We start from the raw sequence: 23,531 nt of genomic DNA on the forward strand, positions 1-23,531 counted from the left end.
CGGCGGTCCGGGGCACCAGTCCCCTCAGGTGGTGCGGTTCAGGCCGGTCAGCAGTGCTCGAACGGCGATGTGTAGCTGGAGCCGCCGGTCGAGCCACCCCACCTCACGCAGCTGGGCGCTGTGCGGACCACTGGCCCGGCGTAGGAGGTGAAGTTCCCGGAGTCAGTGCTTCTGGTCGATCCCTGCGGTTCCAGGAAGGCGCTGGTCGCCGTCGCGGTGCCGACATTTGCCATCTTCAGCGTCGTGACGCAGTTCTGGCTGGTCGATCCCTTCCAGAGCAGATTGACGGTACCGGCGGAGCCGAGCTTCACCGAGTCCGTCATCTCGAAGCCCGACCCGCACACCGCTGCCGGGTCGTACGAGGTCGCGCAGTTGCGGCTCGTCACGGAGCTGTTCGGGTAGGGGTAGGTGGAGCCGTTGAACACGGCGCGGATGATGTGCGACTGCGACCGGTCCGGGTACCGCACCTCGTAGTGCAGGTGCGGGGAGATCCCGTTGCCGGGCCGGCTGGTGTTGCCGACGCTGCCGATGGCCTGCCCCCGCAGGACCGCCTGGCCGGCGGACACGGCACGCTTGTTCAGGTGCGCGTAGTAGGTGTAGTAGCCGCCACCGTGGTTGATGACGATCAGGTTGCCGTAGCCGTTCGCCGATCCCTGGTGCGCTGAGGTCTCGACGGTGCCGGCCGCTGCGGCCAGCACGGTGTCGCCGAGGTCGGCTGAGGCCGAGTCGCCCCGGTTGAAGTCGATCTCGTAGGAGACGTGGGCGCTGCTGGCGCTGTTGTTGCCCTGCCAGGTCTGGTTACACGGGAACGGCAGCTGGAAGGCTGGGGCTGCCGAGGCCGGGTTGGCGATCAGGAAGGTGCTGCCGGCGCCGATGATCAGGGCGGCGACGGTACGCAGCACGACTCGCAGGCGCATCTGGCTGGTCCTTTCCGTAGGCGGTCAGGGGGTCCGCTGCTGCGCGGGACACCGGCCAGGGTGCTCGGGCTCCCTCCAGATCACCTCCAGAGCCGCTACAACGTCCACTATGGTGTGGACTTGCCAGGCCCGAGTACCCTGACGATCATGTCCCCCGACGGCCTTGAGCTGCGCATACTCGGCCCGCTGGAGCTGGTGCGGCAGGGCAGGCCATCAGCTGTCGACGGCCGCAAGCCCCGGCAGCTCCTGGCGACCCTGGCACTGCACCACGGCCGCACCGTGTCGGTCGACCAGGTGATCGGGGTGCTGTGGCCGGGTGACCCGCCCCGCTCTGCCGTCGCGAACGTGCACACCTACGTGTCGTACCTGCGCACGCGGCTGGGCGACGAGCGCATCACCCGCCGCCCGCCCGGCTACCGGCTCGACCTCGGGCCGGCCGAGCTCGACGCGGCCCGGTTCGAGGCGTGGGGCGCCGAGCTGTCCACTGTGGATGCCGCGCTCGGCCTGTGGCGGGGCTGGCCGGTGGAGGACCTGCCGCACTGCGCGCTGTGGGAGCCGGAGGTCGACCGGCTGACGGCCACGTGGCGTACCCTGCGCGAACGGCGAGCCGGGCTGCTCATCGAGGCCGGCAGTCCCGCAGCCGCGATCACGGACCTGCACGCGCTGGTCGCCGAGGAACCGCTGCGCGAGGAGTCGTGGCTGCTGCTCATCACCGCGCTGGAGGCGACCGGGCGCAAGGCCGAGGCGCTGGCCGCGTACGCGCAGCTCCGCCGCACCCTGTCCGCGGAGCTGGGCATCGAGCCCGGCGAGCCGCTGCGGCGCGCCCACCAGCGGCTCCTGCTCCGCGAGGCCGGGTTCACCACAGGTGAGCGTCTCGACGCCTCGGCCGCTGCCGTGCTGCGCGGGCTGTCCACTGTGCGGCTCGGGCCGGTACCGGGCTGGGTCGCCTCCGCGCTGCTCGGCCGGGACGCCACCGGGGTGCTGGGGGCGCTGGAGGAGGCCAGGCTGATCCGGGCGACGGGCGCCGACGGGGCCGGGCAGCAGCGGTACGCCCTGCCGACTCTGGTCGGGCTGCTGGCCCCTGACCTGCCGGGGCAGCCGGATCCCGGTGCGCTCGGCCGGGTCCTCGGCGGGTACCTGCACCTGGCGGAGCAGGCGGCGGCCGGGCTGCCGAGTCAGCTGTTCGGGCCGGGCGTGCGGGTCGCCGCGCGCTGGCCGGCCGGCGGCAGCACGGCCGACCCGCTGGCCTGGTTCGAGGCGGAGCGGGACGCGCTGCTGGCCGGGGTACGGATCGCGCCGACCGCCACGCTCGCCTGGGAACTCGCCCACGCCCTCGTGCCGTGGTGCGACCTGACCGGCCACAGCACCGACTGGGAGGCGGCGTGCCGGTCGGCGCTGGACACCTGCCGGCGCGAGGGCGACCTGCTCGGGGAGGCCGTCATGCTGCGCGGTCTCGGCCAGCTCCACCTGTACCAGGACCACTACGAGCAGGCCTCCGAGGCGTTCAGCCGCGCCCGGCTCCTCTACGCCCGCCTCGGGAACCGGTGCGGAGAGGCCAGCGCCCTCGCCGGGCTGGGGACCGTGCACCGGGTGCTCGGGGAGCCAGGGGAGGCTGAGGCGTGTTTCCAGCGGGCGCTCACGGCGTACACCCTCGATGTGAACCTGCCGGGGATGGCCTACGCGCACGGCGCTCTCGGCCTGGTGGCGCTCGGAGCCGGCCGCCCGGCGGCAGCACGCCGCTGGATCGGGCACGGGCTGGCACTCGCCCGGCAGGCCGGCGACCCGCACCGCATCGCCCACCTCACGCACCAGGCTGGCGTGGTGGCGCTCCGCACGAGTGAGCCGGCCCGTGACCTGCTCACCGAGGCCCTTGGCATGTTCGCGCAGCTCGGCGACGCGCACGGCGAGGCGTACTGCCTGGTCGAGCTGGCCACTTTCGACACTGGCGGCGCGGCTGTCACGCGCCTGGGCCGGGCGCTGGAGATCTTCGAGCGGATCGGCGACCGGGCCGCCCAGGCCGCCACGGCCGCCCGGCTCGGCGAGCTGCACCGTGGCAGCCTCGGCGAGGCATACACCGCAGAGGCGCACCGCCTGCAGACCCAGCTCCGGCCACTGTGACGGCCTGGACCTCTCAGTGGCCGGAGACGGCGGGTGTCACACCTTCGTGATCCGGATCGCGTCGGCGATCACGTACTGCGTGCCGGATGTCCAGCGGCTGACGGCCGCCACATCCCGGGTGCCGGCGCCGAACGCGTAGGTGCCGAGGCTCCGCCACTGGCCGCCGCCCGACTGCTGGCTGACCGTCACCGTCTTGCTGCCCCCCGACGTGAACAGCACGAACGGGGTGGCCGCGTTGTAACCGGAGTCAGCCGGGAACCAGGCCTCCACTTTGTACGACGCGGCCGCGGGCAACGTCGCCGAGAAGTAGGCCGCGTCGCTCGCCCCGACCGGCGTCGCGTACCGGTAGTCGGCACCGTACCGCTGCTGGGAGAAGTTCGACACCTGCCAGTTCGCCGAGGCCCGGAACCCGGGCGAGGAGTTGTCCACGATCACCGACCACGCGGCGAGGCGGGCGGCGACCTCGGTGCGCAGCCGGGGCAGCAGGGCGTAGAACGCGTCACCCGGGCAGGTGGTGGCCAGGAAGTCCCGGTGCCCGTAGATCCGGCTGGCCGGCAGGTCGTACTGGCCGCAGATGTAGGCGCACAGGTCCACCAGCCGGTTCCAGAGCTGGGTGTTCGGCTCGATGCCCGTGTAGGTGCCCTCGTTCTCGATGCCGATCGCCTGGTCGTTCTGGCCGGTGCAGTGCGCGCCGACCACCATGCCGCTGCCGGTGCTCAGGTGGCTGAGGCTGTGGTGGCGGCCCTCCATCACGTACCCGCCACGGCTGACCGTGAAGTGCTGCCCGGTGTCCGACCAGCCGCGCGAGTCCATGTGGAAGTTCTGGATGGACCTGGCCAGCGAGTAGGCGTGGGCCTGGGTGTAGTCGGTGCTGTTCGGCGTGGCCGTGTGGTGGATCAGGATCTTGTTCGGGCTGGTGCCGATCTGGGTCAGGGGGTCGGCGGGGTTGCGCGCGCCCCACGTGCCGCAGCTCGCGATCGTGGGCGCGGGGACGGCCAGGCCGCTGGCGGCGAGTCCGGGGCCGGGGCTGGCGGAGGCCGGGCCGGCCGGCAGCAGGCTCACGCCGAGCGAAGCCCCGGTGCCGAGCAGCACAGCACGACGGGACAGGTGGCTTGGGGTCATTTCTCCTCCAGGACGATCTCTGCCGGATGCTCCAGGATGGACAGATTCGACCCGCGCGCAGCCACGCTTTTGTACCACGGCCGGACGCGCCGTGTCCCCGTTCCGTGATCATCGGGCGGCACAATGGCGCGATGAGCATCGAGCTGATCTACGAGACACACTCCGTGACCGAGGACAACGAGGCGGGCATCGCGACCGGCTGGCTGCCGGGCAAGCTGTCGGCGTACGGAGTGGAGACCGCCCGGGAACTCGGCGCGCGGCACCGCGACGCCGGTACCACGGCCGTGTACACCTCCGACCTGGCCCGGGCTGCGGAAACGGTCTCGATCGCCTTCGCCGGTACCGGCATCCCGGTCTACTTCGACGCCCGTCTGCGCGAGTGCTGCTACGGGGATCTCGACGGCGCGCCAGCCAAGGAGGTCGAGGCACGGCGGCTACAGCACGTGACCGAGCCCTTCCCCGGCGGCGGCCAGTCGTACGCGGAGATCATCGAGGCGACCCGGGAGTTCCTGGCGGAGCTTTCCGCGCGCTGGCCGGCCGGCAGCCGGGTCGTCCTCATCGGGCACTCCGCCCAGCGGTGGGCCCTGCCGCACCTGCTCGACGGCGCGGACTTCGCCGAGGTGATGATGGCGCCGTTCACCTGGCAGCCGGGCTGGCGGTACACAGTTGGTACATGATGGACAGTTGACTCTGGACGGCCACGCATCGAAGTTGATCAGAGCCAACCTGTTACTGGATTGTTTACTCAGGTAACAGGGCCTGTTATACAGGCGGTCGTGACAGCAGTCACACCCACCCCTCGTTATTTGGGAGGCACCGGTGCAGAGATCTGCCGCCGCGGCTGGAGCCGTGGTACTGATCGCCGGACTGGCAGTCGGGGTGGCCAGCATGGCCAACGCGACCCCCGACGTCCCGAGCAGCAGCCTGGCCATCGACCGCGCCAACGCGTCGATCGCCGCCAACCTCACCGCCATCCGCGGCGGTTCCGGTGACGCCTACGCCGTCAACCGGACCATCGTGGACAAGAACACGGGCGCCTCGCACGTGCGGTACACCCGTACGTACCACGGCCTCGAGGTCCTGGGCGGCGACTTCGTCGTCCACAACGCGCCCGGCGGTTCGTTCCGCAGCGCGACCGTCGGCCTGGCAGCGCCCCTCACGCTGAGCACCACGCCGCAGCTCAGCCTGGCCAGCGCCACCACGGCCGCCCAGAAGCACTTCCAGGGCAAGATCGACGCGACCGGCGAGGGCAAGCTCGTCGTCGACGCCGTTGACGGCCCCGGCGTGCTCGCCTACGAGGTCGAGGTCCGGGGCATGAAGCCCGACGGCCAGACCCCGAGCGTGCTGCACGTGGTCGTGGACGCCTCCACGGGCTCGGTCCGCAGCGCGCACGACGAGATCAAGCACGCCGCCGGCACCGGTAACACGATGTACGCCGGCAGCGTCCCGGTCGAGACCACGGGCTCGGGCCCCTACGAGCTCAAGGACCCGACCCGCGGCAACGGCTACACCTGCGACATGAACAACGGCACGTCGACGTGCTCGAACATGACGGACGCCGACAACGTCTGGGGCAACGGCCTGCCGGCCAACGACCAGACGGCCGCGGCCGACGCCCACTACGGCGCGTCGCTCACGTACGACTACTTCAAGAACGTCCACGGCCGCAACGGCATCTTCGGCAACGGCGCTGGCGTGCCGAGCCGGGTGCACTACGGCAACGCGTACGTGAACGCGTTCTGGGACGGCTCCCGGATGACCTACGGCGACGGCTCGGGCAACTCCAAGCCGCTGACCTCGATCGACGTCGCGGGCCACGAGATGGGCCACGGCATCACCGAGAACATCATCCCGGGTGGCCTGACCTACTCGGGTGAGTCCGGCGGCCTGAACGAGTCGGCCTCCGACATCTGGGGCAACATGGTGGAGTTCTACGCGGGCAACACCAACGACCCGGGTGACTACAACGTCGGCGAGAAGATCGACATCCGCGGCAACGGCACGCCGCTGCGGTACATGTGGGACCCGAAGCGGGACGGCTCGTCGAAGAACTGCTGGTACTCCGGCATCGGCAGCATCGACGTGCACTACTCCTCCGGTGTCGGCAACCTGGCGTTCTTCCTGCTGGCCGAGGGCAACGACTCGACCGAGTGGGGCGCCGCCACCACCTGCAACGGCTCCACGCTGGCCGGTATCGGCCGGGACAAGGCCTCGAAGATCTGGTACCGCGCGATGGACGTCTACTTCACCAGCTCCACGAAGTACGTCTCCGCCGGCAACACCAACGACTCGCGGGCCGCGACCCTGTCCGCCGCCACCGACCTGTACGGCCTGTGCTCCGCCGAGTACAAGGCAGTCCAGGCCGCGTGGACCGGTGTGACGGTCGCCGGTGAGGACGCCACCTGTGGCGGCCCGACCACCGGCCCGACCACGACCACGACGCCGCCGACCACCACCCCGCCCGGCTGCGGCGCGGTGACCAACGGCACCGACGTCACCATCCCGGACAACACCACGGTCTACAGCAACGTGACCGTGTCCGGCTGCGCCGGCAACGGCTCGACGACCAGCAAGGTCGCCGTCACCATCCTGCACACCTGGCGCGGTGACCTGGTCATCTCGCTGGTGGCTCCGGACGGCACGACGTACCTGCTGGAAGACATCGCCAACAACGACTCGGCGGACAACGTCATCAAGACCTACACGGTCAACCTGTCCTCCGAGGCGCGCAACGGCACCTGGCGCCTGAAGGTCCAGGACGTCGCCAGCCTGGACACAGGCCGGATCGACACCTGGACCCTGACGGTCTAGCAGCACCACCCGGGCGGGTCACCTCGGTGGCCCGCCCGGCCCGTCTCTCCCGCTCCCCCGGCTGGCTGTGCCGCCCGCCCCGGTGCCGGCGGGGAATGGCTCTCCACCCCCTCATGGAGGCCATCGATGAAACCGAAACTCCCGCTCCTGGCCGCACTGGCCACAGCTCTCCTGGCCGCAGGCGTCGCCGCGGCCACGCCCTTCGCGAACGCGACGCCGGTCAGCTCGTTCGCGGCGTTGCCGAACGGCGCGCCCGACATCCCGGTCGCCGACGTCAAGGCCCAGCTCCAGAGTCTCCAGACGATCGCGAACAACAACGGCGGCAACCGCTACACCGGCCGCACCGGCTACCGCGCCTCCGTCGACCACGTGAAGTCGCAGATGACGGCGCTCGGCTACACCGTCTCCGAGCAGTCGTTCTCGACGTCGTCGGGCACCAGCTACAACGTGCTCGCCGAGCTGCCGGGTACCGACACCAGCAAGGTCATCATGCTCGGCGGCCACCTCGACAGCGTGTCCTCGGGCCCGGGCATCAACGACAACGGCTCCGGCAGCGCCTCGCTCCTGGCCGTCGCCAAGGCCTTCAAGGCCGCCCGTCCCACTCCCGGCGTCACCGTCCGCTTCGGCTGGTGGGGCGCGGAAGAACTCGGGCTGGTCGGGTCACGCGCCTACGTCAGCTCGCTGTCCTCGGCCGAGAAGACCAGGATCAAGGCGTACCTGAACTTCGACATGACCGGCTCGCCCAACCCGGGCTACTTCGTCTACAACGACGACTCCAGGGGTGCCGCGCTGCGGACGCTGCTCGTCAACGCGTTCACGGCGATCGGCGTGCAAACCGAGTACGTGAACGTGAACGGCCGCTCGGACCACGCGTCGTTCTACAACGCGACGATCCCGACCGGCGGCACGTTCTCCGGGGCCGAGGGCACCAAGACGTCCTCGCAGGCCTCGAAGTGGGGCGGGACGGCCGGCGCGGCGTTCGACCCGTGCTACCACCGCTCGTGCGACACGACCAGCAACATCAACGACACGTCGCTCGACCGGCACGCCGACGTCATCTCGTACGCGCTGTGGGACCTGACCGGCCCCTCGACGACGCCAACGACCACTCCCCCGACCACCACCCCGCCGGGATGCGCGCCCGGCACGAACGCGAACAACGTCACGATCCCCGACAACACGACTGTCTACAGTGACGTGGCGATCGCCGGCTGCTCCGGCAACGGCTCGGCCACCAGCAAGGTCGCCGTCGACATCAAGCACACCTGGCGTGGTGACCTGGTCATCTCGCTCGTCGCACCCGACGGCAGCACCTACCTGCTGGAGGACATCGCGAACAACGACTCCGCCGACAACGTCCTCAAGACCTACACCGTCAGCCTGACCTCGGAGCCGAGGAACGGCACCTGGCGGCTCAAGGTCCAGGACATCGCCAGCCAGGACACCGGCTACGTCGACACGTGGACGCTGGCTGCCTGACGCCTGAAGGGAAAAATGCCCGCCCCGCCGCCACCTGTGCCGCGGGGCGGGCATCGTTACGGGTATGGGATTCACGTGGCGCAGGCTCACCGAGGCCGACTTCCCCCTGCTGCGGGACTGGCTGGACCAGCCGCACGTCGCCCGCTGGTGGCATCACGAGACGACACCCGAGGCGGTCGCCAGGGACTTCGGCGCCTCGGCCCGGGGTGAGGAACCCTCAGAGGACCTGCTCGTCTTCCTCGACGGCGTCCCGCTGGGCCTGGTACAGCGCTGTTTCCTGGCCGACTACCCGGACTACGCGGCGGAACTGGCCGCCATCACCGACGTACCGCCCGGCGCGGTCACGATCGACTACCTGATCGGCGAGCCCGGGCGGACCGGGCACGGCACGGGTACCGCCATGATCCAGGCGATCGTCGAGCGGACCTGGGCCGAGCTGCCGGCCGCGCTATCCGTCGTCGTACCCGTGAACGCCGGCAACGTCGCCTCCTGGCGGGCCCTGGAGAAGGCCGGCCTGCGCCGGGTGGCGGAGGGTGAGCTCACGCCGGACAACCCGGCGGAGGGTGCCCTCCACTATGTGTACAGAACGGACCGCAGGTCTGGGATGTGACCTGCGGTCCGTGGCCTGGCTACCGGTAACCGGGGTAACCCTTCACCTTCCTCGGCCCGATCGGCCTCGACCTTCTGCTGACCGGCCGGGTGGGGCGAGGCCCTCGGCGCCTCACTGGTCCACCCCGGCCGGCCCGCGCGCCGCCGACGAGATCCCCTGGCGGGCAGCCTCGGGGTTGGCTGTCACCCGGCCGGCCAGACGGAGGCCCGGGCCGGAGCGGTGCAGGGGGAAGGCCGGAACGGCCAGTCGGCGTCGCATGTGAAGAACCTACGACGGGGACCTGTACGCGCACTGTACTCAGAGTAGAAGTGTGCGCCAGTAGTCCCAGAACGCCTCCCCGATCAGCCCGATGATCACCAGGAACCACACCGTCAGCACCGCCGAGTGGTACTTCCGGAGGACCGGCAGGCGGAAATTGTGCAGGGTGAGGTACCAGAACATGGTGATAGTGACCACCCAGACGACCATGCAGTACGGGCACAGCGCGCCGATGCGGTACAGGCTCTGGAAGATCAGCCAGTGCACGAACAGCACACCGAGCGCCGCGCCGGCGTTGAGCCCGAGCATCACCCAGCGTGGCAGTGGCACCTTCGCGATCAGGAGCACGCCGAGCGTGAGGACGACCGGGAAGGCCGCCAGCCCGATCACCGGGTTCGGGAAGCCGAACACCTCGGCCTGCGCGCTGGTCATCACGGAGCCGCAGGAGACGATCGGGTTGATGCTGCAGCTCGGGACGTAGCCCGGGTTGGCCAGCACGTGGAACTTCTCGATCGTCAGTGCGGCTGCCGAGGCCGTGCCGAGCCCGCCTCCGGCCGCCAGGAGCCAGCCGAGCCGCTTGCTCACTTCGCCAGCTCCGCGTCCACGGCCTTCTTCAGGCTCTCGTAGGTGTAGTCGCCGTCGTGCTTCTTGCCGTTGACGAAGAAGGTCGGCGTGCCGGTGAGGTCCAGCGCCATCCCGTCCTTGACCTCTGCGGCCACCCGGTCGATGACGGCCTGCGACGCGAAGTCCGCCTGGAACCTGGACATGTCCAGGCCGATCTCCGCCGCGTACTTCTGGAACACCGGGCTCTGGTCGACGCGCTGCTCGCCCCAGGTCTTCTGGTTGTCGAAGAGCTTGGTGTACATCGCCTCGAACTTGCCCTGGTTGGCGGCGGCCTGCGCGGCCCGGGCGGCGGGCTCGCCGTTGCGGTGGCCCGGCAGCGGGAACAGCCGGACCACGTACGTGATCTTGCCGTTGTACTCCTTGCGGAGCTTCTCGACGCCCGGGTAGGCCGCCCCGCACGCCTCGCACTCGAAGTCGAGGAACTCGACCACGGTCACCTTGCCGTCGGCGGCGGTGGACAGCCGGTGGCTCTCCGGCCTGACCAGCGCCTCCGGCCCGGCCTGGCCGGAGCCCCTGGTGGTCAGGATGACCGCCGCGACCATCGCCACGGCCACCACGACCACGCCGATGGTGAGCTTGAGGTTGGTGCTCATGCCGGATTTCTGCCAGTTTGCAGGCTTAGCCTTAGCCATGATCAATTCCTTTTGGGGGTACGACGAGACGGGGTTACGAGCGGGATTCCGAAGCAGGGGCCGCGTCACCGGCACGCGAGCGGGCACGCCGCACGGCACGCAGAGCCCGGCACCGGGCGAACCCTGGTACCGGGAAAGAAGAAAGACCTAGTGCCGCAAGCGGCCGGACACGGCCAGCGGGGCACGGACCCGCGCCGGGGCAGCCTCGTCAGCGAACGGCGCCTCGGCGGCGAAGCTCGTGATCGCCACCGGCAGGAGCGGCGCGGCCACGGCGAACCGCGAGGACTGCGGCACCGAGGCCTGCGCGGCCTTGCCGCTGAGCATGCACTCGGCCGGCAGGTGCTGGCCGGGACAGCTCGCGGAGCCCGCGAAGGCCGTGGCGGCCGTCACCGGCTGGTGCGCGGCGTGCGCGGGGGCCGGGTCCAGCCCGAGGCCGGAGAGCGCGGCGAGCGCCGTCAGGACGAGGACGAGCCGGGTCAGCACCGCACTGAGGCGGCGTGCGGGGACCCGGGCTGTCATGGCCCGAAGAGTACTGGACCGGGGCCGCCAGCCGCCACACTCCAGCCGGGCGCGATGATGGTCCACATGATGGAAGACGTGGAGATCAGGGACGACATGGTGCGCCTCGGGCAGTTTCTCAAACTCGCCGGGATCGGCGGCACCGGCGGCGAGGTCAAGGAACTCATCGCCGACGGCCTCGTCGACGTGAACGGCGAGCCGGAGAACCGGCGCGGCCGCCAGCTCCACCGTGGCGACATCGTCACCCTCGACGGCGAGTCGTTCCGGGTGGCCTGACCGGGAAGCTCCGGCGCAGGGCGCGCCAGCCAAGCACGCCTGTCAATGAACAGACTCCGCCAGGGCATTGGACTCACGTCCGTTTCCTGGCAAGGTTGCTCCTACCGTCCAGTTCGACGCGATGGGGGCACAGGTGGAGGTAATGCTTGCGGTGCAGGCGGAGCGCGAAGCCGACGACCTGCACTCGCTCCGGGAGTGGCTGGTAGCGGAAGACCTGCTCCGGGGCCGGGTCCGGGCCGTGCGGCCCATACCGGATCCGGGAACCCTGGGCTCGGTCGTGGAGACCCTCGCGGTCATGCTCGGGCCCGGCGGGGTCGCGACAGCGATCGCCAGCGTGCTGATCACCTGGCTCCGGCGCCGCACCGGGAACGTCAAGGTCCAGGTCACCGCGCCGGACGGCAGCTCGATGGAGCTCAGCGCCACCAACGTCCGGAATGTGGACGCCGCGACGCTGGAGAAGCTGACGAACCAGCTGTCGGCCAGCCTGGGCAACGAGCGTCAGGCCCTGGAGTGAGCCTGGGATCTGCCGGCTCCCGCATCCTGCTCGCCGGCACGGGTACCCACGTCGCGGGCTCCCCGCTCCCACCGGTACCCGCGGTCGAACGCACGGTGTGGGACCTCGCCGGCGCGCTCGCCGAGCGGTGCGGGGTCCGCCCCGGCAACCTCCTGACACCGGTCCTCGACCCCACCCCCATCGAACTGGGCACAGCCCTGACGCGGGCCGCGGCACAGGCCGAGGACGTGCTCCTCTTCTACTACGTCGGCCACGGCCTCGTCAGCCCAGGCAACAAGCTGCACCTGGCGACGCGGGAAACCAGCGACCTGAGCACAGGGCTGGCGTACACGTCCCTGCCGTACTCGGCCGTCGAGGACGCGCTGACCGCCTGCCGGGCCCGGACGATCCTCGTCGTACTCGACTGCTGCTTCGCCGGGCGGGCGCACGGCTCGTTCGGCACCGCCGCGACGGACGCGTTCGAGCTCGCGGCGCTCGGCGGCACCTACGTACTGGCGTCAGCGTCGGCCAGCGAACGGGCACTGGCTCCCGTCGGCGACAAGCACACCGCCTTCACGGGGGCGCTCCTGACCCTGCTGCGCGAGGGCGACCCGGGCGGGCTGCCGGACCTCACCGTCGAGGGCGCGTACCGCTACCTCCGCCGCGAGTTACCCAAGCGCGGCATCCCAGCACCGGCCCGCCACCTCAGCGGCCACGCCGGTGATCTCGTCCTCGCCCCGAATCCAGCAGCCAGGCCGCCCGCCGTCCCGCCGGTCGCAGCGGGCCTGCCACCCGTGACTGAGCAGCCCTGCCCGTACCGCGGGCTGGACGTGTTCACGGCCGACGACACCCGGTACTTCTTCGGGCGCGAGGAGCTGACCGGTGAACTGCTGAGTCACGTGACCTCCCGGTCCCAGGACGGGCATCCGATCGCGGTACTCGGCCTGTCCGGCGTCGGGAAGTCCTCACTGCTGCGGGCCGGGCTGCTGGCCGCCGCGCAACGTGGCGAACTCAGGCTCCCCGGGTCCGGTACCTGGCCGCAGCTGGTCATCACTCCGGGCGACCGTCCACTGGACACCCTCGCCCATCGGCTGGCCGGGCTCGCGCGGACCACACCGGAGGCCATCCGCGCCGAGCTGGACGCCGATCCCGCTCGGCTCACCGCCATCGTCCGCCACGTACAGCGGCAGATCACGGGAGGCCGCGACGTGCCCGGCGGGCGGCTGCTGCTCGTGGTGGACCAGTTCGAGGAACTGTTCACCGTGTGCCAGGACGAGGAGGAGCGCCGGAAGTTCATCCTGGCCATCCGCGCCGTGGCCGGTGACGCCGCCCTGGTCGTCTTCGGCATCCGGTCCGACTTCTACGCGCACTGCCTGGCCCACCCCGACCTGGCTCCCGCCCTCCAGGACCGCCCGTTCACGGTCCCCGCGATGACGCTCGGCCAGATGCGGGACACGATCGAAGGCCCGGCACAGGCGGCCGGCCTGCGGCTGGAGCCCGGCCTCGTCGACCTCCTGCTCCACGACCTCCGGATGGGGTCCGGCTTCGGGGCCGGTGCCTTGCCCCTGCTGTCCTACGCCCTGCTGCTGACGTGGCAGGCAAGGCAGTACGGAACGCTCACCGCCGCCGGGTACCAGGCAACCGGCGGCGTCTGGGGCGCGGTCACCCACCAGGCGGACACCGTCTACAGCAGACTCGACGCGACCGGCCAGCGGGCCATGCGGCTCATGCTGCTGCGGATGGTGAGCGTCGGCGACGGCACCGAGGACACCCGCCGGCGCGTGGACCTCGCGGAACTCGCCGCCGAGATCCCCGGCGTGGCCTTCGTCCGCGACCAGCTCGCCGGCGCACGCCTGATCACCGTCGACGGCGACACCGCGCAGATCTCCCACGAAGCACTGCTGCGGGCGTGGCCCATGTTGCGGGGCTGGCTCGACGCCGACCGGGCAGGCCTCGTCATCCAGCAGAAGCTCAGCGAGGCGGCCGCCTCCTGGGAGCGGGGCGGGCGCGAGGCCAGTTCGCTCTACGGGGGGACTCAGCTTCAGCTGGCCCAGGTCTGGGCGGCCGACATGCCGGACCAGCTCAGCCCGCTGAACCGCGAGTTCCTCGGCGCGAGCGTCCGGGCCCAGCGCCGCCGCCGGCGAGTACGCGGCAGCGTGGTCGTCGCGCTGGCGAGCCTCCTGGTGCTGTCGCTGGTGGCGATGTCGGCGGCGGTGAAGGGGCGCGACGACGCGCTGGAGCAGCAGCGGGCCGCCACCGCCCGTGCCCTGATCGACCGGGCCGGCAGCGCCATCGACACCGCACCCCAGCTGTCACTCAGGCTCGGCATCGCGGCGGCCCGGCTCCACAGTGGACCCGAGACGACAACTGGTTTGCTGTCGAGCCTGATGGACCCGTACGCCGGGACACTGTCCGGCCACACGGCTCCAGTGGCGGCGGTGGAGTTCAGCCCCGACGGGAAAAGGCTGGCGACCAGCGGCATGGACAAGCGGATCCTCCTGTGGGATCCGCTGAAACCCGGCCGCCCGCTCGGCGAGATCACCAGCGCCGAAGCTGTGCAGGCGATGGCCTTCAGCCCTGACGGGAACGCCCTGATCACAGTCAATGGCCGCGGCCTGCTGGCACTGTGGGACATCACCGACCCCGCGAACCCCTCGCAAGCCAGCGAACTCGCGGGCCCGGCGCGCATGGCATCCGCCGCCACGCTCAGCGCGGACGGCACCGTGCTCGCGGCCGGGATGTCGGACGGGACAGTACGCCTGTGGAACATCGCCGACCACGAGAAGCCCAGCGAGCTCGCCAGCCTCCCGGTCGGTACAACGGACTTCATCGACGCCCTGGCATTCAGCCCGGACGGGCGTCTCCTGGTGGCGGGCGGCTATGACCGCAACAACGCCACAGGCATCTCCACTCGCGTGTGGGACGTGCGGGACACCCGCCGGCCACGTGAGGTCAGCAAGCTCGACAACCAGGGAGAGGGCGTCGGCGCGATCGCCTTCAGCCCGGACGGGCGGATCCTCGCGACCGGCAAAGCGCATCACATCGTCCTGTGGAACATCACGGACCCGGCCAAGCCCGCGAAGCTCAGCGAGCTCACCGAGCAGAGCAGCCCGGTCCGCAGCATCCGCTTCGAGGGCAAGTCCACGATCTCAGCCGCCGGCTACGACCATTCCTGGATGTGGTGGGACATCACGGATCCCGCCAAGCCGGGGCCAGGGAAAAGCCAGCTGGTATCGAAGGCGAACTGGACCCGGGCGATCGCGCTGAGCCCCGACGGGGAGCAACTGGCCACGGCCGCCGTGGACAACACGGTGACGCTCTGGCGCAGCGGGATCGACACGGGCTTCACCCGGCACGACAAGTACCTCGGCGATCACGACTCCGCTGTCCGCGCCGTCCAGTTCTGCCCGGGACGCCCGCTGCTCGCCACGGCCACCGCCGGGGGCGTCGTCAACCTGTGGGACGTGACCGACCTCGACAAGCCACGCGGGACCACGGGTACCAAGGGCCACAAGAACATGGTGGACACCCTCGCGTTCAGCCCGGACGGCCGCACCCTCACCACCGGGGACGAGGACGGTGTGGTGATCCTGTGGGACGTCACCGACCCGGGCAAGCTCCGGGAACGGACCCGGTTCACGGTGCCCGCACGACCGGCCGGGGGCTTGGCGTACGACCGCGACGGGCGCGTCCTGGCCGTCGGTACCGGAGACGGCACTGTGAGCCTGTGGAACGTCACCGAGCCGGACCGGCCGCGCCAGCTCGGTAGCGTCGCCGGCGGCAAGGCGCTCGTCCCGGCAGTCGCGTTCAGTCCCGACGGGCGCACCCTGGCCACCGCCAGTTACGACGGCACGGGCTCGCTGTGGGACGTGACCCGGCCCGCCGCGCCCAGCCCGCTCGCCCTGCTCACCGGGCACACAGGACAGTGGAGCGCGCTGGCGTTCAGTCCCGACGGGAGCACTCTCGCCACCGGCAGCCAGGACTCGACCGTCATCCTGTGGGACGTGCACGATCCTCGCCGGCCACGGGTCAGGGGCGCCCCGCTCACCGGGCAGCAGGGCACCATCCGCTCGCTCGCGTTCAGCCCGGACGGGTGGGCGCTCGCCAGCGGCAGCGCCGACCAGTCCACCCGGGCGTGGGACGTCGTCGATCCGGGCCGCCCCCGCTCACTGATCCGGATCCGGACCCAGGCCGCCATCATCATCGCGGTCGCGTTCAGCCCGGACGGGCGCACGCTGGCCACAGCTGGCGCGGACAAACGGGTGTACCTGTGGGACCTCGGCGACATCAAGGACACCCGTGCGAACGCGGTGAAGAAAGCCTGCGAGCGGGCAGGCCGAGGGCTGAACGAAGCCGAGTGGCGCCAGCACGTCCCGGACCTGCCCTACCAGAAGACCTGCCCGTAGAGGTTGGTACTCAGTCGGGGATCAGTTCGCCGAGCCGGTCCAGGGTGTACGCCTCCGAGCCGGCCGGCAGGTCCTCAGGTGCCTCGATGCCGATGAACGTGACCGGACCGGCGATCGGGCTGCCGTCCCACGTCGTCACCTCGGCCCGCGACTGCCACAGCCCGGCCAGGTACGACACGGTGAGGTAGCGCCGTTCGACCAGTGCCCGTACCCGGTCCGCCGTGCTGAAGGTGTTGCCCTCGACCCGGTTGAACGACGGCGTCCCCCGCAGGTACAGGTGCAGCCACACCGCCTGCCAGCCCCGCCCGGTCTTCGTGAACACCATCGGCAGGGCGACCCGGCCCTGGCCGCGCATGGACGAGCGTGCCCTGACGGTCCGCGCGTCGAACGGGGCACCGTGCTGGTCGCGCGTGCGGGCCTGGTAGCCGAACATCGACTCGGCGACCTCGTCGAAGGACTCGCCGGCGTAGATGTTGACCTGCGGGACCACGTACTGCCCGCCGACAGTGAGAGGGACGTCGATGAACTCGGTGGCACCACTGGCAGCCTCGGTGAGGTCGCCGGAGTGCACCACACCGTCGTGCTGGTAGTTCGTCCAGGACACCTGCCCTGCCGAGCGGAAGTCCTCGTCGAGCAGCAGCATCGACAGGTCGTAGTCGGTACGCCGGCTGGCCTGGCGCCAGTACGTGAAGAACCGCAGCAGGTCCCCGGAGACGAGCGCTCGGGAGCCCCTGGGCAGTACACCGAACCCGCCTTCCGACGCCGTGCCCGACAGCGGCAGCGCGACGTCGAGTACCTGCGGATCGATCACCAGCGGCCGGTCCCATACCGGCAGCCGGGAACTGATCTCCGCGTCGATCAGCCCCGACAGCTCGGCGACCAGCCCAGCGGGCAGCGACGGCCGTTCGTCCGGGCCGACCCAGGCGCGCCGCCAGCGGTTCGCGTACATCCGCGCGGTCGCGGGCGTGAGCCGGTTGTCGAAGTGCTCACGCAGCGAGCACAGCACCCGGCCAGACGCCGAACCAAGTGCACCGGTGACCGCTTCGACCACAGTGGACTGTTCCGAGGCGGAGGCCGTCCGCAGCAGCCGGTCAGCGGAACGCAGGAGGAGGCCCGGGGCTGCCGACAGCAGCCGGGCCGCCGGGCCGATGGCTCCGGTACGGACCGCAGCCTCCGCCCGGCCCGCGATGCTGTCTGCCGGCCGCTCGCCGCGCGCGACTGCGAACACTTCCCTCGCGTGCGGCCACTCGGCGTACTCGTGCGGGTGCAGTCGTTCTCCGAGCCGCTTCCACTGCTCGGAGTGGCGCACGACGTCACCGAGCTTGGCCGGGTTCGCCCGGACGATGTCGTCCAGCGCGGCCATCAGGATCCGCCGCTCGGGACGGCGGAACGGGCGGAACCGGGTGGGCGAGGCGAGGGAAGAGTCCCCGCCGGACACCTGGCAGGCGAGGCGGAGCACGTCGGTCGTCGTGTCCATGCCGAGCAGGCTCCGGCCGAGGGCGAGCCGGGCACCGTTGACGACGGCGCGGTTCTCCCGCACGGGCAGCTGGTCCGGCTGCGCGCCGTCAGCGCAGGCGACGGCGAGCTCGCCGAGGATCGCGAGATCCGCTTCGCCGAGCGGGGTCGTGCTGCCAGCCAGGGTCAGGTAAAGCCGCTCAGCCTCGGCCTCGGCGGTGCCGCCGAGCCGCAGCAGGGTCAGCCGGTCGCTGGAGGCGGCGACCAGCTCGTCGCGCACGGCCAGCAGGTCGGCGTAGGTGTGCTGGTAGGTGCCGTAGCCGGGCAGGTCGAGCAGGTTCACGTCTCGCAGACGTGTTTCGGCCGCTGTGCCGCCGCCGGCGAGCACAGCCGCGCGCAGCCGCTCCATCCAGAACTCGACGGTGTCCGGGACGTCGTGCGGGAAGCCGATGAAGTATGCGTTGTGCTGGACGTGGTCACCGACCAGCTCACGTACCGCTGACACGGCGGAAGCCGCGAGGTCCAGCGCCGGCCCGGGCGCCAGGCCACCGACGTGCTCCAGCAGCGCGCGCGACGCCGAGAACCCGGCTTCCAGCAGTGCAGCGTCCAGCTGCCGGGCCACCGTCGTGCCGTCTCCGGGAGCGCCGGTGCTCGCAGGTACGCGCAGGGTCTTCTGGATGATGAGCTTCTCCAGCACGCGGTCCTCCGTTCGAAAAAGCCGGCTCCTGGCACTGTTGCGCGCAGGAGCCGGCACGGTGGGCCGCCGGGGATTCGAACCCCGAACCCTTCGATCCAATAAGGAGAAGGAAGCACCCCCATGACCGCACAGGCGGGAAGCGGGCGTGCTACGCAGTCGAATGCTCTGCCAGGTTGAGCTAGCGACCCGGCGCCGATCATCGCACGGGCGAAGCCGGCGAGGCCAGGAGATTGGACACCGCGGGGGTCCCGGCCCCGGCTTGACCAGATTATGAAGACCGGTCTACTCTTCGGGGCATGGGACAGAAGGGCGAGGAGACGCGGACCCGGCTGCTGGACGCCGCCTCGCGGCTCCTGGAGTCGGGCGGCTACTTCGGAGCGGGGCTCAACCAGGTCATCGCCGAGAGCGGCGCCCCGCGCGGCTCTCTCTACTTCCACTTCCCCGGCGGCAAGGACCAGCTGGTCAGCGAGTCGGTACGCCGGGCGGGGCGTGACATCAGTGCGCTCATCACCGGCCTGGAGGCCACCAGCACCGCCGACCTGCTCTCCCAGCTGCTCGCCGTGCTCGGCGACCGGCTGGAGCGATCGGCCTGGCACCAGGGCTGCCCGGTCGCGACCGTCGCACTGGAACTGTCCGCGACGAACGACGCCGTGCAGCAGGTGTGCTCGGAGGCCTACCAGTCCTGGGAGGCGGCGCTGCGCGACCAGCTGCTCGCCGACGGGCATCCGGACGCCGAGGACCTGGCCACCACCGTCCTCGCACTGATCGAGGGCGGGCTGCTGCTCGCGCGGGCCCACCGGAGCAGGCAGCCGCTGATCCGGGTCAGCCGGACGATCAAGGCCATCCTGTAGGACGGCGCTTTTTCGTACCCAAAAAATATGTAGATTGGTCTACAGAGGGAGTGCGCATGTCGCCAGATTCGATCGTCTTCGGCGCGGCCGGGTTCATCGGCCGCTCGCTGGTCGCGGAACTTCTCGGCCAGGGCCGGCACGTGGCCGCGGCGCTCCGGCCGGGCTCGGAGGCCCGGCTCACCAGCTGGCTCAGCTCACGGGGCACGAGCCTGGACCGGCTCACTGTCGTCCACTGCGACATCACCGAGGCCGGGCTGGGGCTGCCCGCTGCCGGGTTCGACGGAGTGCGCGACGTGTACAACTCGGCTGCCGCGTTCGCTTGGGGACTGGCTGCGGAGACCGCGTACCAGGTCAACGTCACCGGCGCGCTGAACGTCCTCGAATGGGCGGCTGAGCGCCCGGGACTGCGCAGGCTTGTGCACATCACCGGCTACCGGGCCTCGGTGAAGGAGAACAGCTCCTCGGGCGGCTACGAATCGTCCAAACTGGCTGCCGACATCGCGGTGACCGCCCGGGCTGCCGAGCTGGGCGTGCCGCTCACCATCGCCAACCCGAGCACGGTGATCGGGCCCGGCCAGTACATCGGGCTGGCCGACATCGTCGCCGATCTGTGGCACGGAAGGCTTCCGGCCCTGCCCGGCGGCCGGGACACCTTCGTGCCGGTGGTGACTATCGACTACTTCGCGGCGTTCCTCGCGACCCTGCCGGAACGCACGGAGACCGCAGGGCAGTCGTACACCGTGCTCGACCCCGCGACGCCCAACCTGCCCGATCTCGTACGCCTGCTCGCCGATCACCTCGGTGTGCGGGCGCCCCGGCTCCAGATCCCGGTCGGTGTCATCCGCCGGCTGCCGCGCGCCCTGACCCGCGCCGAACCCGAGACGCTCACGTTCCTGAGCGACGACCGGTACGACACGTCGGCGGCCGACGCGCACGCCCGCGTCGCAGGCCTGCGGATGCCGCCCGTCGAGGAGTCGCTCCGTGACTGGGCCGACCACCTGGTCGCGAGCCGGTTCGGGACGGCGGCGACGGCCGGGTCCGGCAGGTTCCGCGACGGGACGTGGCTCGCGGGCGACCAGGAACACCCGGAACACGTCCTGCTGCACGGAGTGCCCGTGGACAGCGACAGCTGGACGGAGGTGGCCACAGCACTGCACCCGTCCGGGCCTGGCGAGCCGGGCTGGGCGGCGCTGCGGGCGGACCTCCCGGGGCTCGGCCGGTCAGCCCCGTCGCCGAAGTCCCTGGTGGACTGGCTTGAGGAGCTGATGCGGCCCGTCACGTCCCGGCCCGTCCTCGTCGCGCACTCCCTCGCCTGCGAACCCGCCGTCCGCTACGCCCTCACCCACCCGGACCGGATCTCCCGGCTCGTGCTCGTGGCACCCGCGTTCCTCCAGGACCGCGCCAGCCTGCTGTCCCGGTCACCCCTCGCGGTACCCGCACTGCGGCGCATACCGGCCGCCCGGCTCGCCGCGCTGCTGGGCATACCCGAAGGCACGGCAGCCGACAGTGCCGCAGCGAACCTGGGCCGGCCGGGCGCAGCGCGCCGGGTCGTCCGCGCGCTGCGGGCAGCAAGCTCACCGGCCCGCCGTGCGGAGGCTCAGAACCTGTTGCGACAGCTCAAGGTGCCAGTCAGCGTCCTGGCCGGCGAGGCAGATCCCCTGCGGACGGCGGCCGGGTACCCGGTGACAGTCATCGCGGGCGCCGGGCACTACCCCCAGATCAGCCACCCAGCCGAGGTCGCACGCGCGCTCACGCCCCTGGCCGCAAGCCTCAGGCCGTAAGCACGCCCGGGGCGAACACGTCCTCGGACATCCCGAGCCTGTGCGCGACCCCGACACAGCCGTGGCAGGGGTCGATCGCCGAGCCTTCCGGCACGTAGCGGCCGCCGCCGGTCGTCCTGATCCCGCCGGGCTCGATCATCTCGGCGAGCTCGGCGGGGCTGTGCTCGTTGAGCATGGTGCTGAACAGGTTCACGGGCGCGCAGCACCGGAAGTCCCACTGGAGCCACTCCTGCTCGCGGCCGATCGCGAACCGAAGCCACTCCCGGTACCACTCGGCGAAGCCACCCGCGACCCGGCGGTAGGTCTCGTCCGACCCGGCCGCGTCGCACCACACCTCGCCGTAGTGCGCGGAATCCATCCGGAGCACCCACACCACACCACAGCCGGCGTGCGCGAGCGGGATCAGGTCGTCGACCCGCCGGGCCGGCAGCAGCCCGTACCCGGGACCCGCACCCGAACCGGCGACGGTACCGAGGAACGCCCGATACTCCGCTGGCAGCGGGCCGACAGCCGCGTCGAGCGCGTCCAGCTCCGCCGCGCTCAGAGCCGGGGCCAGCTCGCCGCCATGTGCCCGCCAGCCACGCCAGCCGGCGGTCATCTCTGGTCCGGTCGCGCGCGCCGCGAGCCCGGCGAAGGTTCGCTCCAGTGTGGAGCGTTCCGGGAAGGGCAGTTCCTCCAGCGGTACGAGCACCGCCAGCTCCCTGAGCAGCGCGACGCCGCTGTCCGAGCCGGCTGGGGCTGCGGCGAAGGTCTCGGCGGCCGGCTGCCAGTCGCATCCGTTGACCTTCACCTCGGTGATCCGGCCGTGCGCGCTGTCGGAGACGAACACGCTGATGACGGTCGGGCCGACCAGCGCTGGCAGGCTGCCGGACTCCGCGACCAGCTTCGCGAGGTCGAACCCGAGCCCGGACCGCGCGTCGGCGATCAGCTGCCCGGGGTCGCCCTCGCCGAACATCATGGCCCGGTCCATCATCGCGCCGACCAGCCGGTAGGCCCGGCCGTCGATGGTGACCCGGTGCTCTTCGAGGTCGGGGTGCGTCGCGTTGGTGAACGCCGCCTGTAACACCGGCCCGAAGGTGCACGCCCAGTTGCAGGCCCCGAGGACGACAGCGTCGTGCGGGTCGGTGTCGTAACCGCTGGCCGACATGAACACGGGTGTGTCACCGAGCGGCCCGCCGGACAGCTCGAAGAACAGCGACGCGGCCTGGTAGCCGCCGCCGGCCTGCGTCAGCTCCGCGACCCGGCAGGACAGGCGCAGCCCGCCGAAGCCGAGGTCGATGACCTGGCCGTCGATCGTCGCCTCGCCGAAATGGCAGGCGATCCGCTCGACCAGGACCTTGCCGAGGTCCACGGTGATGGGTGGTGGGGTCAAGTCGCGCTTCTTGCGCCAGCGGCCGAACATCGGGACATCATGCCGCAGGGTACGCGTCCCCGCAGCCCCGCCCGGGGACTACCAGGCCCAGGCCTCCGGAGCCGGGCCGCCCTTGCCGATCGGCGGGAAGATCTCGTCCAGCCGGTCCAGGACGTCACGGCCCAGGGTGAGGTCCAGGGCCGGGAGCGACTCGTAGAGCTGGGCCGCCGTGCGGGGGCCGATGATCGGCGCGGTCACCTCCGGCCGGGCCAGGAGCCAGGCCAGCGCGACGGCCGAGGGTTCGAGGCCGAGGTCAGCGCACAGGTCCTCGTACGCCTCGATGGCCGGCCGGTGCTGGGCGAGGGCCCGGGACCGCCCTTCGGGCTCGCGGCCGGGTACACCGTCGCGTTCCTTGCGCACCGCCCCCGACAGCAGGCCGCGGTGCAGCGGCGACCAGGGCAGCACACCGAGGCCGAGCCCGGCCGCCGCCGGCAGGACCTCCAGCTCGACGTGCCGGGTCAGCAGGTTGTACATGCACTGCTCCGACACCAGGCCGAGGAAGTGCCGCCTGTCCGCTGCCGCCTGCGCCGCAGCCAGGTGCCAGCCTGCGAAGTTCGACGAGCCCACGTAGCGCACCTTGCCCTGCGCGACCAGCAGCTCCATCGCCTGCCAGATCTCCTCCCACGGCACGTCCCGGTCCACATGGTGCATCTGGTAAAGGTCTATCCACTCTGTACCGAGGCGGCGCAGCGAGGCCTCACACGCGGCGACGATGTTCCGCGCCGACAGGCCGCCCTCGTTGGGCCACTCCCCCATCCGGCTGTACACCTTGGTCGCGAGAACCACCTTGTCGCGCGGCCCGCCCTTCGCGAACCAGCCGCCGATGATCTGCTCGGTCAGCCCGGCGCCGAACTGCCCGCCGTAGCTGTTGGACGTGTCCACGAAGTTCAGGCCGTGATCGAGCGCGCCGCTGAGCATCTCGTGACTGGCCGCCTCGCCGGCCGACCAGCCGAAGTTCATGGTGCCCAGGCACAGCCGGCTGACCTTCAGGCCGGTCCGGCCGAGTCGGATGTATTCCACTGTCAGCTCCCCTCCGATGTCGTGACCCCACCGTAGGCACGGACAGCTGTG

The 23,531-nt window shown here is 71.1% G+C and carries 19 protein-coding genes and 1 tRNA gene; 10 read left to right on the plus strand and 10 right to left on the minus strand.

The window, feature by feature from the left end; translation table 11 throughout:
- Positions 1–47: 47 nt before the first annotated feature.
- Entirely contained in the window at positions 48–917 is an 870-nt protein-coding gene (locus A3G1_RS0104435) for a M23 family metallopeptidase (RefSeq protein WP_018348258.1), read from the minus strand.
- A 147-nt stretch (positions 918–1,064) separates the two neighbouring features.
- Here A3G1_RS0104435 and A3G1_RS0104440 point away from each other — a divergent pair, with 147 nt between their 5' ends.
- On the plus strand, positions 1,065–3,035 hold the full coding sequence (locus A3G1_RS0104440) for an AfsR/SARP family transcriptional regulator (protein WP_018348259.1): 1,971 nt from the start codon (positions 1,065–1,067) through the stop codon (positions 3,033–3,035).
- 36 nt (positions 3,036–3,071) lie between these two features.
- Here the strand turns inward: A3G1_RS0104440 and A3G1_RS0104445 are convergent, their stop codons facing one another.
- Entirely contained in the window at positions 3,072–4,157 is a 1,086-nt protein-coding gene (locus tag A3G1_RS0104445; protein ID WP_040477654.1) for a golvesin C-terminal-like domain-containing protein, read from the minus strand.
- A gap of 131 nt (positions 4,158–4,288) precedes the next feature.
- Here A3G1_RS0104445 and A3G1_RS0104450 point away from each other — a divergent pair, with 131 nt between their 5' ends.
- From A3G1_RS0104450 to A3G1_RS0104465, 4 genes are all read left to right on the plus strand, one after another.
- Positions 4,289–4,834: a histidine phosphatase family protein gene (locus A3G1_RS0104450; protein ID WP_018348261.1), complete on the plus strand. Its 546-nt coding sequence runs from the start codon at positions 4,289–4,291 to the stop codon at positions 4,832–4,834.
- A 211-nt stretch (positions 4,835–5,045) separates the two neighbouring features.
- On the plus strand, positions 5,046–6,968 hold the full coding sequence (locus tag A3G1_RS0104455) for a M4 family metallopeptidase (RefSeq protein ID WP_083936804.1): 1,923 nt from the start codon (positions 5,046–5,048) through the stop codon (positions 6,966–6,968).
- Positions 6,969–7,094: 126 nt separating this feature from the next.
- Entirely contained in the window at positions 7,095–8,447 is a 1,353-nt protein-coding gene (locus A3G1_RS0104460; protein WP_018348263.1) for a M28 family peptidase, read from the plus strand.
- A gap of 64 nt (positions 8,448–8,511) precedes the next feature.
- A complete protein-coding gene (locus A3G1_RS0104465; protein WP_018348264.1) occupies positions 8,512–9,057 on the plus strand; it encodes a GNAT family N-acetyltransferase in 546 nt (181 codons plus the stop codon).
- A gap of 111 nt (positions 9,058–9,168) precedes the next feature.
- Here A3G1_RS0104465 and A3G1_RS40310 read toward each other — a convergent pair whose 3' ends face one another.
- From A3G1_RS40310 to A3G1_RS0104480, 4 genes are all read right to left on the minus strand, one after another.
- Complete coding sequence (locus tag A3G1_RS40310) at positions 9,169–9,315, minus strand: hypothetical protein (RefSeq protein WP_157640912.1); 147 nt, start codon at positions 9,313–9,315, stop codon at positions 9,169–9,171.
- Positions 9,316–9,354: 39 nt separating this feature from the next.
- A complete protein-coding gene (locus A3G1_RS0104470; RefSeq protein WP_018348265.1) occupies positions 9,355–9,900 on the minus strand; it encodes a vitamin K epoxide reductase family protein in 546 nt (181 codons plus the stop codon).
- Positions 9,897–10,532, minus strand: a complete 636-nt coding sequence (locus tag A3G1_RS0104475) for a DsbA family protein (RefSeq protein ID WP_018348266.1) — start codon at positions 10,530–10,532, stop codon at positions 9,897–9,899. Before A3G1_RS0104475 ends, A3G1_RS0104470 begins: the two co-directional genes overlap by 4 nt.
- 186 nt (positions 10,533–10,718) lie before the next feature.
- The gene (locus tag A3G1_RS0104480) at positions 10,719–11,090 is read right to left on the minus strand and encodes a hypothetical protein (RefSeq protein WP_157640913.1); all 372 of its coding nucleotides are present in this window, start codon (positions 11,088–11,090) and stop codon (positions 10,719–10,721) included.
- A gap of 66 nt (positions 11,091–11,156) precedes the next feature.
- On the opposite strand from A3G1_RS0104480, the gene A3G1_RS0104485 reads away from it, so the two are divergent.
- From A3G1_RS0104485 to A3G1_RS0104495, 3 genes are all read left to right on the plus strand, one after another.
- Positions 11,157–11,366 (plus strand): RNA-binding S4 domain-containing protein, encoded by a 210-nt coding sequence (locus tag A3G1_RS0104485; protein WP_018348268.1) that lies wholly within the window; start codon positions 11,157–11,159, stop codon positions 11,364–11,366.
- Between the two features lie 142 nt (positions 11,367–11,508).
- A complete protein-coding gene (locus A3G1_RS0104490) occupies positions 11,509–11,880 on the plus strand; it encodes an effector-associated constant component EACC1 (RefSeq protein ID WP_018348269.1) in 372 nt (123 codons plus the stop codon).
- Positions 11,877–16,265 carry a caspase, EACC1-associated type gene (locus A3G1_RS0104495; RefSeq protein ID WP_018348270.1) on the plus strand — a complete coding sequence of 1,463 codons (4,389 nt, stop codon included), beginning with the start codon at positions 11,877–11,879 and terminating at the stop codon, positions 16,263–16,265. Before A3G1_RS0104490 ends, A3G1_RS0104495 begins: the two co-directional genes overlap by 4 nt.
- A 10-nt stretch (positions 16,266–16,275) precedes the next feature.
- On the opposite strand, the gene A3G1_RS0104500 is transcribed toward A3G1_RS0104495, so the two are convergent.
- The gene (locus A3G1_RS0104500) at positions 16,276–18,417 is read right to left on the minus strand and encodes a TerD family protein (protein WP_018348271.1); all 2,142 of its coding nucleotides are present in this window, start codon (positions 18,415–18,417) and stop codon (positions 16,276–16,278) included.
- Between the two features lie 59 nt (positions 18,418–18,476).
- Positions 18,477–18,605 (minus strand) — tRNA-OTHER (locus A3G1_RS40315).
- 108 nt (positions 18,606–18,713) lie between these two features.
- On the opposite strand from A3G1_RS40315, the gene A3G1_RS0104505 reads away from it, so the two are divergent.
- Together A3G1_RS0104505 and A3G1_RS0104510 are read left to right on the plus strand one after the other, a co-directional pair.
- Entirely contained in the window at positions 18,714–19,268 is a 555-nt protein-coding gene (locus A3G1_RS0104505; RefSeq protein ID WP_018348272.1) for a TetR/AcrR family transcriptional regulator, read from the plus strand.
- 56 nt (positions 19,269–19,324) lie between these two features.
- Positions 19,325–21,049 carry an alpha/beta fold hydrolase gene (locus A3G1_RS0104510; protein ID WP_018348273.1) on the plus strand — a complete coding sequence of 575 codons (1,725 nt, stop codon included), beginning with the start codon at positions 19,325–19,327 and terminating at the stop codon, positions 21,047–21,049.
- Here the strand turns inward: A3G1_RS0104510 and A3G1_RS41320 are convergent.
- Together A3G1_RS41320 and A3G1_RS0104520 are read right to left on the minus strand one after the other, a co-directional pair.
- Entirely contained in the window at positions 21,039–22,451 is a 1,413-nt protein-coding gene (locus A3G1_RS41320; protein WP_018348274.1) for an SMI1/KNR4 family protein, read from the minus strand. The genes A3G1_RS0104510 and A3G1_RS41320 overlap by 11 nt on opposite strands.
- A gap of 48 nt (positions 22,452–22,499) precedes the next feature.
- Positions 22,500–23,480, minus strand: coding sequence for an aldo/keto reductase (locus A3G1_RS0104520; RefSeq protein WP_018348275.1), 981 nt, complete (start codon positions 23,478–23,480; stop codon positions 22,500–22,502).
- Positions 23,481–23,531 lie beyond the last annotated feature (51 nt).

The sequence above is a fragment of the Longispora albida DSM 44784 genome (assembly GCF_000379825.1).
GTDB classification, from domain to species: domain Bacteria; phylum Actinomycetota; class Actinomycetes; order Mycobacteriales; family Micromonosporaceae; genus Longispora; species Longispora albida.